The 13,864-nt window shown below is 54.6% G+C and carries 6 protein-coding genes; 3 read left to right on the top strand and 3 right to left on the bottom strand.

The genetic code is table 11. From position 1 onward, the window contains the following. Positions 1-4 precede the first annotated feature (4 nt). The 3 genes from BLQ88_RS12450 to BLQ88_RS12440 form a co-directional block, all read right to left on the bottom strand. Positions 5-2,413 carry a TonB-dependent receptor gene (locus BLQ88_RS12450; protein ID WP_090149974.1) on the bottom strand — a complete coding sequence of 803 codons (2,409 nt, stop codon included), beginning with the start codon at positions 2,411-2,413 and terminating at the stop codon, positions 5-7. Positions 2,414-2,476: 63 nt separating this feature from the next. After that, on the bottom strand, positions 2,477-3,757 hold the full coding sequence (locus BLQ88_RS12445; RefSeq protein WP_090149972.1) for a sensor histidine kinase: 1,281 nt from the start codon (positions 3,755-3,757) through the stop codon (positions 2,477-2,479). After that, entirely contained in the window at positions 3,745-4,419 is a 675-nt protein-coding gene (locus BLQ88_RS12440) for a response regulator transcription factor (protein WP_090149967.1), read from the bottom strand. Before BLQ88_RS12440 ends, BLQ88_RS12445 begins: the two co-directional genes overlap by 13 nt. 34 nt (positions 4,420-4,453) lie before the next feature. On the opposite strand from BLQ88_RS12440, the gene BLQ88_RS12435 reads away from it, so the two are divergent. The 3 genes from BLQ88_RS12435 (at position 4,454) to BLQ88_RS12425 (ending at position 13,846) form a co-directional block, all read left to right on the top strand. Beyond that, on the top strand, positions 4,454-8,644 hold the full coding sequence (locus tag BLQ88_RS12435; RefSeq protein WP_090149965.1) for a two-component regulator propeller domain-containing protein: 4,191 nt from the start codon (positions 4,454-4,456) through the stop codon (positions 8,642-8,644). 319 nt (positions 8,645-8,963) lie between these two features. Then, complete coding sequence (locus tag BLQ88_RS12430; RefSeq protein ID WP_090149963.1) at positions 8,964-12,182, top strand: SusC/RagA family TonB-linked outer membrane protein; 3,219 nt, start codon at positions 8,964-8,966, stop codon at positions 12,180-12,182. Positions 12,183-12,220: 38 nt separating this feature from the next. After that, a complete protein-coding gene (locus BLQ88_RS12425) occupies positions 12,221-13,846 on the top strand; it encodes a RagB/SusD family nutrient uptake outer membrane protein (protein ID WP_090149960.1) in 1,626 nt (541 codons plus the stop codon). Positions 13,847-13,864 lie beyond the last annotated feature (18 nt).

Raw genomic sequence — 13,864 nt, 5'->3', positions numbered from 1 at the left:
TATTTTAAAATTTGAAACTATACCCGGCCCGCACGAGCTGGGTCTCGTAGTAATCGCGGCTGTTGTAATGGAAGCCGTCGCCGTACACGGTTTTCCGGATCACGAGTGTGCCGAAAAGGTCGGTGGCGTTGACAAAAATTTCACCTTTGGGCAACTGCCGTTTCGCACCGGCGTCGACGGAGAAACGATAGCCTGTACGGCCCTGGGGAACGATGTCGGGTGCCTGGTAAATGGCTACCACCTGCAATTCGGTCTTCTTGCCTCTCAGCATGGCGCTTACTTTGGCACTGCCGGACGTGATCGTTTGCCTGGCGGCACTGTAAATGGATTTTACAGGGTACAGGTTCTCGATGGAGAATGCATTGATGGTATTTTTATAAATATTCCCATTCACACTTACGGAGAGCCAGGGAGCCGGATCTTGCTGTAAAACCAGCTCACCGCCCGCATTGTAGCTCTTTCCGGCGTTCTGGAAGATGTTGTAGATCAAAGTGCTGCCGGGCACGGTGGTACCGATCCGTGTGATGGTACCGTTAATCTGCTTGCGGTATAATGCTGCGTAGAGCGATCCACGCGTCCAGCTGGTTTTGTAGCCGGCTTCCCAGTTACTGGTAAACTGTGGTTTGAGGGCGGGATTACCTATTTTGATGATTTCGGCATCATCATATTTCGGGAAAATGCGGATATCCACTTCATTAGGCCGGTCGACACGGCGGTTGTAAAAAAGCGAAACCTTGTTGTGGCCGTCGATTTTATAAGCTAGCCGGACGTTCGGAAATGGCTTTGCATAGCTGTACCCGTCACTGTGATAGGTAGGGTGGGTCGGGTTCACTTCGTAACGGAGGTTGATATACTCGACGCGGAGACCGGCTTCCAGTTCAAAATTTTTGTTTTCAAAAACATAGTTTCCAAAAGCCGCCGGAATCGTTTCCTTGTAATCGGCCCAGCCGCCTGCCAGGCTGTCGATCGGAGAGTTCGTTCCGGGAATAAACTGCATATTAGTGGGGATGAGGCGGCTGCGCAGTTTCAGCCCGCCTTCCAGCCGTCCATAGCGCAGCGGGCGAATGTAGTCGGCATTGAAATCGAACACATTCTCATCCGAAAGCAGCTTGAATGCGTCGTTACCGGTGAAATCGGGCATGATATTGGTGAAAAAATACTGCTCGTTTTCGCGATGGAAAGTGTAGTTCAAACCGATATTGAGCAGGTGCCCCGGCTGCGCATACTTATGCTGGTAAGCAGCGCTGGCGGTAACCGTGGTTTTCAGCTCGTCTTCCAGAAATTGCCATAACCGGCGCCGTTGTGTCAGGTTTGCATTAAAAAATGGCTCGTCGCCCCGGTCCAGGATCTTTTCGCTGCTGAACAATGCCGATACCGAGAATGCATTACGCTCGTCGAAGGTCCAGTCGGCGCCGGTTTTGGCGGTAACGATGTTGGTGCTGCGGTTGCGCTTGGTTTGCTGCCGTATGGTATCGCCGGTGTCGTAGTACCGGTCCACAAATTCGTTCTTGTTGAGCGTCGGCGTGTGGAGGTAATCACCCTGGAAGAATACATTCACCTTCTTCTTTTTGTAGTTCAATGCCAGCGATGGGTTCAGTTTGAGCGTATTGCGGTACTGCGGGCGAATATCAGGCAGGTTTTCCTTGCGTATCCACAATGCGCCCAGCCCGGCCGCCATCCCGATCTTGCCGTTGAAGCCTTCCTGCTTTTCTTTTTTGTAAATGATATTAATGATCCCCGCATTGCCATTCGCGTCGTAGCGTGCCGAGGGGTTGTTGATGATCTCGATCCGCTCGATGGCGGATGCCGGTATATTGTCGAGGCTCGTCTGGCTGCCAAAACCGGTAAGCGCCGTTTGCCGGCCGTCCACGAGGATTGCCACTTTATCGCTTCCCCGCAGCAGGACTTTGCCGTCTTCACCCGCGGTCACGCCGGGCAGGTTTTTGAGCGCCTGCAATACCGAACCGCCGCTTTGGCTTACATTACGGCCGATTTGAAAGGTTTTCCGGTCGAGTTTTTCATCTACGCGGTCGGCCTGCTGACCGGTGACGGTCACTTCCTGTAAATTTTGGGCGTCATCGGCCATCCGGAACTCGCCCAGGTCGAGGAAGGGGCTCAATGTGCCCACAGTGATAGTTTTTTGCAATGCCTTATAACCGAGCGAAACGCATTCGACGCGGTAGTTGCCGCTCTTCACATCGGGCAGGCTGAACCGCCCCAGCTCATTGGTAATGGTGCCGGTTACGAATGCGCTGTCCTTTTCAGTTGTGAGCACGACATTGACGAACGGAAGCGCCTGCCCGGTTGTCACGGAACTTACCTGCCCGGAGAGTGTAATCTTGCTCACCTGCGCCCGGAGCTGGGCGATGGTAAAAAAGCTAAAGAGCAGTGTGAGGATTCTTTTGAAAGCCATTCAGAATAAGTTTTGAGTTATCTGACGGCAAAAATTAAAAGCGATTTGGAAGAAATTTCGAATTCAGAAAAGGACGGAAAACCGGTGCATACCACTGCTGAAATCATAGGCGATCTGCCAGCCGTAACGCGCACAGATCTCACGTGCGATGGCCAGCCCGAGCCCGCTCCCCGCATGTTCGCTCGCGGCCTGCGCGAACCTTCTGAACAGGTTCTCTGCCTGCAATGCGGCTGTGCCTGTGTTGGAAATTGTAAGTACGCGGTCATCTAAATGTACCGTCACGTCTCCGCCTGCGGGCGTGTAGCGTACCGCATTCACGAGCAGGTTGGTGAGCAGGATTTCGGTTAGCACCGGATTGGCATCCGTCGTAAAGGGGCCAATGTTTTCAGTATAATGCAAAGCATTGTCCTCAAAACGGTCGCCGAACTGGGCTGCAATGCCGCTAAGCATTTCATGGACTGCTACCCGTTCTTTTTCTTCAAACTGCGCATGCTCGATCCTGGCCAGCAGCAGCAGGTTTTTGTTAATGCGTGAAATGCGGTTGATGGCCTCGTAAACCTGCTCGATGATCCGCATTTGCCCGGCGTCCAGCGATTGGCTCTGCAAAAGCATATCCAGCCGCGATTTGACAATGGCGAGCGGCGTCTGCAATTCATGGGAAGCATTTTCAGTGAACTCCTTCTGCTGGCGGTAGGACGCCAGGCTGCCTTGCATGAGGGTATCGAGACTGGCGTTCAGGTCCGCAAACTCGGTGACGTCCGAAGCCGGTAAGGGAACGGATTTGCCGGATTCCAGCCGGAAGGTATGGACGCTGGCCAGCGTGTCGTAAAATGGCTGCCAGATACGCAATGCGGTTTTTCGGTTGAGATAAATAAAACCGGACAGCAGCAACGCAATGAAGAAAACCGTCGCCGCACCGATAGCCAGGATCGTCTCGTCGATTTCCTCCATGTTCGTTTCGATAAGCAGCCGGTAGAGCTTGTTGTTCACATGGATATCGGTCGTGAGACAGCGGAACTGCTCCCGGTCGTTCATGAAACTGTCGAACCGGATAACTGTGTAGAGGCTGTCGGGTCGGGGCGCGGCCGCTTCGTTGAATGAAAAGCCGGGTTGCACCTTATCCAGCACGGCGATCATATTGTCCACCGCGCCACCGGGCAGGCTCAGGTGGGAGAGGCGTTTTTCGAGTTTTTCACGGATCGCATAATGGTGCTTGTCGAGCTCGTTCTCCCATATCCAGTCGATAATCAGGAAATACACCGGAATACTGATTACCAGCACCGTGATCGCATAGATCACGAGCGGGCGCAGGCTTTGGTCGAGCAGTTTTCTCATCCTTCCCATTTGTAGCCGGTTCCGTAAATTGTTTTGAGATAATTGCCGTAACCGGCGTCGCTGAGTTTCCTTTTCAGGTTTTTGACATGCGCGTACACGAAGTCGTGGTTATCGAACATATCCGCAATGTCGCCCGACAAATGCTCCGCTAACGCACTTTTGGCGATCACCCGGTTTTTATTCCCTATGAAAAACAGCAAAAGATCGAGCTCCTTTTTAGTCAGTACCACCTGGGCGTCGTGCACGGTCACTATTTTGCTGAGCAAATCGACCTTTAATTCATTCTGAACCACATTGTTCTGGTTTCCAAAACTTCTCCGGCGGATCACCGAATAAATGCGGGCGGCCAGTTCTGGCAAATGAAACGGCTTGGCCAGGTAATCGTCCGCACCGGCGTGCAGGCCCCTGATTTTCTGCTCATAATCGCCCTTGGCCGAAATGATGATGACACCGTCCTGCTGGCCCTGCTTTTTGAGGGTTCCGAGAATGTCCATACCGTCGCCGCCGGGCAGCATGAGGTCGAGCAAAATGCAGTCGTAGCGGTACAATTCCACTTTTTCCCGCGCTTGCGCCCACGTACACGCATATTCGCACAGGTAGTCCTGCGCGCCCAGGTAGGCGCCGATGCTTTCGGAAAGGTCAGGCTCGTCTTCGATGATCAGGATCTTCATTCAGGCAATTTAATGTAACAATTTCGAATTCTTTTTGAAGAAAAACGATGCTACCTTCACGGAAATGAAGCGATGGGTAGTCAACATATGTCTGGTCCTGGTGGGGCTTGTCGGATGGGTGGGAGGTGGTATTGCCCAGCCGGATGCGGGCGGCTCCCCCGACTACCAGTTTGTTCGCTATAATACCGAAAAGGGACTTTCCCATAACCAGGTCAATTGTTTTCTGAAAGACAGCCGCGGGTTTGTGTGGATCGGTACCGCCAACGGGCTGAACCGCTTCGACGGCTATTCTTTCCGGGTTTTCAAGCACGACCCGGCCGATTCGACGAGCATTTCCGACCATCAGGTCAATGCATTGTTTGAAGATCCGCAGGGTTTTATCTGGATCAGTACCCGCCTCGGATTCGACATCTATGACCCCGTTACCGAAACGATCGACCACAATGCCAACCGCGCCGCGCAGCGTTTCGGGCTCCGCGATGCCGATTTCAGCCGCATTATCAAAACCCGCTTGGGCGATTACTGGATTAGCCATAACCAGCTGGGGCTGCTGAAATACCGCACTGCATCGAAGCAGCTGGTTAAAATCCAGTTCCCGCCTGCGCAGGACGGGCCTGGTACCCGGGCGATCTCCGATTTCGACGAGGATGCGCAGGGAAATCTCTGGGTGGTGTGCGACGACGGTTTTCTCGCACGAGTGAATGCAGGTACGCAAGCGATGGACATTCAAAGTGCAGTATTACAGCGCCGTAACCTCGGCAAACTGTCCAACCACAAGGTGTTTGTAGATGGGCAGGGCGAGCCGTGGGTGTATATTGTGAAAGCGGCCGTGGGTGCATTCAATTTTGATTTTAAAAAGAACACATTACGCATTGCGGGCACCGCCGGGCCGGATTTCAGGCTGAGCAACAATGCGGTAAGCGCCATGATAGCGGGGCCCGACGGCCGGATCTGGATCGGTACCGACCACGGCGGCATCAACATCCTCGATAAGCAAACCGGCCGCGTGTCCACGCTGCGCTCCAACCCGGGCGACCCGCGCACGATCAGTCAAAACAGCATTCAGGCATTGTACAAGGATGCCACGGGCATGATCTGGGCCGGTACTTTCAAGCAGGGGTTTTGTAATTACCACCAGAATATTTTCCGGTTTTCGCTCGTCCGCCACCTTCCCGGCGACGCTGCCAGCTTGCCGTTCGACGATGTGAATGTGTTTGCCGAAGACCGGAAAGGTAATTTGTGGGTCGGTACCAATGGCGGCGGGCTGATTTATTTCGACCGAAAAAACAACAGTTTCCGCCAGTACCGCAACAAGCCGGGCGATGCCGGAAGCCTGAGTAACGATGTGATTGTGAGCCTGTTCCTCGACAGGCAGGATGTGCTCTGGATCGGAACCTATTTTGGCGGTTTGAACAGTTTCGATGGTGAGCGGTTTACCCGTTACCTGCACGACCCGGCCGATTCCACTAGCCTGATCGACGACCGGGTGTGGGAAATATTCGAAGATTCGCGCGGACGGCTGTGGGTCGGCACGATGGCCGACGGCCTGGACCTGTTCGACCGGCAATCGAAGACATTCCGGCATTACCGAAATATGGCGCCGAATTCGGTCCGTTCCGATTACATTTCGGCCATGCTCGAAGACAGGCAGGGCAATCTCTGGATCGGCACCGCGAACGGCATCGACGTGCTGATGCGGCAGACCGGCCGGTTTGTGCATTATGGTTACCGAGCCGGCGATCGTAACGGGCTCAGCAGCGACGCCGTGACCTCGCTCGCGCAGGACAATGCCGGTACCATATGGATCGGCACCTCCGAAGGCCTCAACCGCTTCGACCCCGCGCGGAATGCATTTGTGACCTACGATACCCGCCACGGCCTGCCCGACAATTCCATTCTGACCGTGCTCGTCGACGCCCGGCAAACATTATGGCTCGGTACCCCGAAAGGTATGGTAAATTGGCAGGTTACCAAAGGCGGGAAAGGCGTTTCGGGAGCAGCCGCCCAGCCTTTCCAGGTGCGTACCTATAACGAGGTCGACGGCTTGCAGGGCCGCGGCTTCAACGAGAATGCGGCGCTTCGGCTACGCTCGGGCGAGCTCGTTTTCGGCGGTGCCAATGGCTTCTCGATCTTCGATCCCGCACGCGTGAGCGACGAGCGTACGGACGCGAAAGTGGTGCTGACGGATTTTCAGGTTTTTAACAAAAGTATCCGTCCGGGCACGCCAGTGGCGGCCGACGCCCCGGAGCTCGATAAATCCATTTCGATCACCGACCGTATCGTGCTGGAACACAGCCAGAATGTCTTCACGATCGAATTCGCGGCGCTGAATTTCCTTCATCCCGAAAAAAACCATTACCTCTACACTTTGCAGGGCTTTAATGACCAATGGTTCGAGGCCGATAACACGCGCCGCGTCACTTATACCAACCTCGATCCGGGTACTTATACATTTAAGGTTAAAACCAAAGAAGGCGGCGCTGTGACCGAGCGGCGGCTGGAAATCAGGATACTACCGCCGTTCTGGCAGACGCCCTGGGCTTACCTGCTCTACTTTTTACTCGTGGCCGGGGCATTGATGATTGCCCGCTGGGTGCTGATCGAACGCGAGCGGATGAATTTCAAGCTGGAACAGGAGCGGCATTACGCCCAGCAAATGCATGAGCTGGACCTGATGAAGATCCGGTTTTTTACCAATGTAAGCCACGAGTTCCGCACGCCGCTCACACTCATGCTCACGCCGCTGGAAAATTTGCTGCGCGGCATTCGTTCCGATCATACCGTGCACCGGCAGCTCTCGCTCGTGCACCGCAATGCCCAGCGCCTGCTTAACCTGGTGACGCAAATGCTCGATTTCAAGAAGCTGGAAGTGGAAGAAACCCGGTTCCTGCCCGAGCGCGGCGACATTGTGCAGTTTATCAGGCAAATCGCCCAGACGTTCTCCGACCTTTCGGAGCACAAGCACATCCGGTACCGGTTCGAAAGTGCATTGGAATCGCGCTATGCGGATTTTGACCAGGATAAATTGTCCAAAGTAATGTATAACCTGCTGTCGAATGCATTCAAATTCACGCCGGAGAATGGCCAGGTAACGGTGCGGCTCCGTACGGTTGCGCAGGACGGGATGGAGGCATTGGAGGTCGGCGTCGAAGATTCCGGGATCGGCATCCCTCCCGAAGCGCAGCAGAAGGTTTTCAACCGGTTTTACCAACACCCCGTGCCGGGGCATATGATGAACCAGGGCAGCGGTATCGGGCTTTCCATTGCCTCGGAGTTCGTCAGAATGCACGACGGTACCCTCGATCTGCACAGCGAGGAGGGCAGGGGCAGCACATTTACCGTTACATTGCCTTTACGCGAAAGCCTTGCCCGCGTGGAACCCGCGCATATAGCGAGCGTGGAGCCTGCGGAAGCGCCTACCATTGATGTAACGCTTTCGGAAGAAAAGGCCGGCAAGGAAAAGCCCCTGATCCTGCTCGTGGAGGACAATGACGAGTTCAGGGAGTATCTCAAAGAAGTATTTCAGCAGGAATACCGCATTCTCGAAGCCGCTAATGGCCGAATTGGCCTCGACATGACCCTCGAACACATCCCGGACCTCATCGTAAGCGATGTGATGATGCCCGAAATGGACGGCATTGCACTTTGCCGGACCATCAAGACGGATCGTCGCATTTCGCACATTCCGGTGGTGCTGCTCACCGCGCGCGCCGAGGACGAGCAGCAGTTGCAGGGTTACCAGACCGGCGCGGACGCATACGTGACCAAGCCGTTCAGGCTGGACATTCTGCGGGTGCGGATCTCGAACCTCATCTTGCAGCGGGAGCAGTTGCAGCGGCAGTTCCAGCAGCACGTCGAAATCCGTCCGAGCGAAATAGCGGTACGGTCGATGGACGAGCAGTTTGTGAACAGCGCCGTGAAAGTAGTCGAGGAAAACCTGGCCAATGCGGAGTACACCGTGGAGCAGCTCAGCGAGGCGATGGCCATGAGCCGGGTTTATTTGTATAAAAAAATCCTTTCGCTTACGGGCAAAACGCCGGTTGAATTCATCCGCATTATCCGCATGCGCCGGGCGGCCGATCTGCTCGAAAAAAGCCAGCTCACGGTTTCTGAGATCGCCTACCAGGTGGGTTTCAACAATCCCAAATATTTCGCGAAGCTATTCAAGGAAGCGTACCAGATGCTGCCTACCGAATACCGCCGGAAGCAGGCTACCCAGGTATAGCTGTATATTGGAATAATACAACGCGCCAGTCGGATACTCTCATATCCGTTTGCAAACGCCTGCACATTACTTGCTCACCTGTTCCTACCTCTTGCACATTCTCAAACTGGAATAAATGGCGAAAAAATAGCGCGATTTTTTGCCCTGGTTTACAAATGAACCCCCATTTGTAAACATTTGAACCCCTTGCAGCATGCTTTAAAGAGACACATTTGTCCAACTATTCATTCGATTTGTCCCATTGTCCGATGTGCTACCCCGGGATATCGGAAATGTCTAAATCGGGATGGACCAATAGTCACTTTTAAAACAAAACAACATGCAACAAAATTTGTACGAAACAAGGCGGGCATTGCGGCCTTTGCGCTTGCTGGCCGGGTTGCTACGACCTCTCCTTCTGTCACTGGGGATCATGGGTACGGCCGTCGGCGCATTTGCGCAGTCGGAAGCTAAAAGAGTCATTACGGGAGCGGTCGTGGGCCTGGAACAGGGCGATGGTATCCCCGGCGTGAGCGTGGTGGTGAAGGGAACGTCCAACGGTACGACGACCAACACCACCGGGGCGTTTTCGATCGAGGCGGCAGCGGGCAGCACGCTCGTTTTTTCCTTCATCGGGTATGAGACGCAGGAAGTGGCGGTAGGGAGCAAAACCAAAATCGACATTAAACTGAAAGAAAGCATTTCCGCGCTGGACGAGGTGGTGGTAGTAGGATATGGGGAAATGAAAAAGACCGACGTTTCCAGCTCGCAGGTGACGGTTTCGGGCAAGGATTTGAGCAAAACCATCAACACCTCCCTCGAACAGGGCTTGCAGGGACGCGCGGCGAACGTGCTCGTGCAGCAAAACTCCGGCCAGCCGGGTGCCGCGCCGTCGGTATTGATCCGCGGTCTGAGCTCGCTCACGGGTACCACGCAGCCATTGTATGTGATCGACGGCGTTCAGATCAAGCCGGACAATATGAAGGACGACCCGAACAACCGCCCGACCGGCTTTTCCAACATCCTGTCGAGCATCAACCCCGACGATATCGAAACGATCAACGTCTTGCAGGGACCTTCCGCAACGGCCATTTACGGTGCCGTGGGCGCGAATGGCGTGGTGATGATCACCACCAAGCGCGGTAAGGCAGGCGAGGCGAAAATTACATTCAACTCGCTGGTAACCAGCCAGTCGGAGCCGAGGCATATCGATGTGATGAACCTGCGCGAGTATGCGCAGTTTAGAAATGAAGCAGCCGCGGTGGGCAGCACGGCTACGGAGCCGCAGTTTGCCGATCCGTCGGTACTGGGCAATGGTACCGACTGGCAGAGCGCGCTTTTCCGGCCTACCACCCTTCAAAAGTACTCGCTGGGACTCAGCGGCGGTACCGAGAAATCGACCTATTACCTGTCGGGAGAGTATTTCAACCAGAAAGGGATCGTGGAAGGATCGGGTTTCAAACGCTATAATGCCCGCTTGAACCTCGAAAACCAGACCCGCAGCTGGCTGAAAATCGGCGCGAATATGAGCGTGGGTATCACCGAGGAAAAAGTGAATACCAACAACGGCGGCATTATCCAGCTTGCTCTGGACCAAAACCCGAGCGTACCGGTGACCAATCCGGACGGTAGCTGGGGTGGCCCGACTTCGACGCAGTTCCAGTTTACGAACCCGGTGATGATCTCGAAGATCTACAACGACTACAACCGCCGTACTTCGATCCTGGGAAGCCTGTTCGCGGATGTGAAACTGGCGAAAAACCTCACCTGGCACACGGAAGCCAACGGCAGCGCCGAATTTTTGAAATACTACTCATTCCACCCGTCGTATACCATTGGCGGTTACGTGGTGTCGCAGGACGCGGCTACCTCGACCCGCTCGGTGAATACCAACAGCTGGTGGAGCTTGCATAGCCGGTTAACCTATGATCTGAAACTCGGGCGCCATGGCATTAATGTCATGGCCGGCCACGAGGCGCAGGAATCGACCTACGAGTCGCTTACGGGTACACGCAAGAAGTTCATTACCAATACGATCGAAGAGCTTTCGGGCGGTGACGCTTCCGTGATTTCCAACGTGAGCAACAACAGTGGCAAGGGCGCCAGCTCGCGCGAATCGTATTTTGCCCGTGTGAATTACAGTTTCAACGAGAAGTATTTCTTGCAGGGAACTTACCGGATGGACGGCTCCTCGGCATTCCGCGAAGGCCGTCGCTGGGGCAATTTCCCGGCGGTATCGGCCGCGTGGCGCATTTCGGAAGAACCTTTCCTGAAAAACGTGAAGGAAATCAACGACCTGAAACTGCGCTTCGAGATCGGGCGATCGGGTAACCAGGGCAGCGGCGGCAATGCGATTTTCTCGACATTGCAAACCGTGCCTACCGGCTGGGGAACCGGCTTCCTGGCGTCCAACTTCGCCAACGAGTTCCTGACCTGGGAAAAGGACGATGTGATCAATGGGGGACTCGACCTGCATATGTTCGGCAACCGCGTGGAGCTGATTGTAGATGCTTATATTAAAAATATCACCAGCCTCATTACCGTGAACTCCTATCCGTTCACCTACGGCGGCGACATTGCCTACTCGCCGGGCTACCTGAGCTGGCCGGCAGTGAATGCAGGTTCGATGAAAAACCGGGGTATTGGTTTTACATTAAATACCGTGAACATCGACAAAGGCGGTTTCTACTGGAAAATGGGGGTTAACCTCTCATTCGACCGCAACAAGGTGACCTCACTGCTGAACCCGATCACGCCGATCTGGAATGCGACTTCAGTAGGTTTCAAAACCGAAGTGGGCCAGCCTGCGAGTATGATAACCGGCTACATTGCCGACGGTCTTTTCCAGGATGCCAACGACATCAAAAACCACGCGATCCAGACGTCCAACGGTCAGATGACGATCAACCCGGCAACGGGTAGCTGGGTAGGGGATACCAAGTTCCGCGACCTGAACGGCGACGGCGTGATCGATGCCGAAGACCGTACCGTGATCGGTAACCCCTGGCCGAAATTTACCCTCGGTTTCAACAACAATGTGACTTACAAGAATTTCGAACTGAATGCATTCCTCACCGGCAGCTTCAAAAACGACATTCTCAACTACCCGCGCTACCGTGCCGAAGTGCCCGGCAACGGCGGGGTGTTCGGCAACCAGTGGAAATCGGTGGCGAACTACGCCCGCCCGAGCAGCTACAATGCAGCAGACGCGGAAACCGTGACGCTCACCAACCCGGGTTATACCATCCCGCGTATCGCGCCGGGCGACCCGAACGGCAACAACCGGATGAATACCAATTTCATCGAGGACGGCAGCTACGTGCGTTTGAAAAACATCACCATCAGCTACAACTTCCCGAAATCGATGCTGAAAGACTTCTTTATCCGCGGCTTGCGGGCTTCGGTTGGGGCACAGAACCTGTTCACAATCACGAAGTACAAAGGCTACGACCCCGAGATCGGGATGGTGAACTATGGCGGTACCGTCATGGCCGGCATCGATACGGGCCGTTACCCGTCGGTTCGCATGTATTCATTCGGTTTGCTGGCTGATTTCTAAGCCGGCCGGTTCAAAGTCAATTTTTTAAAGATATTTATATGCAATTCAAAATCAGATTCATAGCCGCGATCGGGGCGATGATGCTCTTGCAGGGATGCGGCGAAGATTTCCTCGACCGCCCGCCGCTGGACGCGATCACCTCGGGTAATTTTTACAAAACCGACGACGAGATCATGGCCGGTACCGCGCCGCTGTACAACATCGTATGGTTCGATTTCAACGACAAGGCCAATATGGCATTCCAGGAAGCCCGCGCCGGTAACCTCAACTCCAACGACCGCACGGCCTACATCAAGCACGCCATTCCGTCGACCGACGTGAATACGCTGCTGCCGGGTTACAAGTCGTTTTACAAGATCATCGCGCAGAGCAACAATGCCTACAAGGCGATCAAGGAAGCACAGGGCAGCACCGCTTCGGCCGCCGTAAAAGCACAGGGCCTGGGCGAATGTCGTTTCATGCGCGCCACAGCCTATTATTACCTGGTGACCAACTGGGGCGCCGTGCCCATCGTGTACGACAATGTGGCGCAGCTCAACACGCCGCCCGTTCGTAACCGCATTGAGGACGTTTGGAAGCTCGTCATTCAGGATTACCGCTTCGCCGCCGAAAGCCTGCCTGCAACGGCAGTACAAGGCCGCCTTACCAAATATTCGGCCGAAGGAATGCTCGCCCGCATGTACCTCATGCGCTCGGGCCTGAACCAGAACGGGACGCGCAGCCAGTCGGACCTCGACAGCGCGAAATACTATGCCGAAAGCGTGATCACCAAAAGTGGTCTCGCCCTCGCGCCTACATATGCGGAGCTGTTCGAGAGCGCGAACAACAATGCTTCGAAGAACAATCCGGAGAGCCTCTTCTCCCTGCAATGGATGCCTGTAAGCAGCCCGTGGGGCGTTAACAACTCGTTTCAGGCGTATTTCGCCTACGATGCCAACATTACCGGCACCGGCGACGGCTGGGGCGCGGCGCAGGGGCTATCGGCTGATCTTGTGAAGTATTTCACCGAAAATCCGGCTGATTCGCTCCGCCGGAAAGCTATCGCGATGTTCGATACCGATGTTTATCCGAATATCCAGAAAGGCACCGGCGGGCTCAAATACAACCGTCCGGCGGCATTGTCGGCCATTAAGAAGTACATTATCGGCTCCCCCGCAGACAATGGCGGCCTGGGCGGTTTCATGGCGGCGAATATCAATTCCTACATGCTGCGCCTCGCCGATGTGTACCTGATCTACGCCGATGCGGTGCTGGGCAACAGCGCTACCACGTCCGACGCCAAAGCATTGGAATACTTCAATGCCGTGCGCAAAAGAGCGGGTATGCCTGCTAAAACCTCGCTGACTTTCGAGGATATTTTCCGGGAAAGAAGAGTAGAAACCGTATTCGAGGGCAATTCGTGGAACGAGGTGGTGCGCTGGTATTATTTCAACCCGGCGAAGGCGATTGCTTACACCGCTGCGCAGCATAAGGAAAACTACACGATGACCTATACGGCGGGCTCTATCAATCCTAAAAAATACAATGTGACCTATTCGCCGGCGGAATATTACCCGCTCACGGACGCCACGCTTTACCTGCCGTTCCCGGAAAGCGAGATCGTGAATGCGCCTTCGTTGAAAAACGAGCCGGTCGCTTTTGATTTCAGCAAACTAGTCGACTAACCCAAATCTGTGATCCCG

It is taken from the genome of Dyadobacter soli (assembly GCF_900101885.1).
In the GTDB taxonomy this organism is placed as follows: Bacteria; Bacteroidota; Bacteroidia; order Cytophagales; family Spirosomataceae; genus Dyadobacter; species Dyadobacter soli.
Note: the sequence above shows the minus strand (reverse complement) of the source record. Positions and strands in the feature narration are given on the sequence as shown.

What these genes read in the sequence shown, in the direction of transcription:
- BLQ88_RS12430 (WP_090149963.1), top strand. Translation starts at nt 8,964, where the DNA reads ATGCAACAAAATTTGTACGAAACAAGGCGGGCATTGCGGCCTTTGCGC.
- BLQ88_RS12450 (WP_090149974.1), bottom strand. Translation starts at nt 2,413, where the DNA reads ATGGCTTTCAAAAGAATCCTCACACTGCTCTTTAGCTTTTTTACCATC.
- BLQ88_RS12425 (WP_090149960.1), top strand. Translation starts at nt 12,221, where the DNA reads ATGCAATTCAAAATCAGATTCATAGCCGCGATCGGGGCGATGATGCTC.
- BLQ88_RS12440 (WP_090149967.1), bottom strand. Translation starts at nt 4,419, where the DNA reads ATGAAGATCCTGATCATCGAAGACGAGCCTGACCTTTCCGAAAGCATC.
- BLQ88_RS12445 (WP_090149972.1), bottom strand. Translation starts at nt 3,757, where the DNA reads ATGGGAAGGATGAGAAAACTGCTCGACCAAAGCCTGCGCCCGCTCGTG.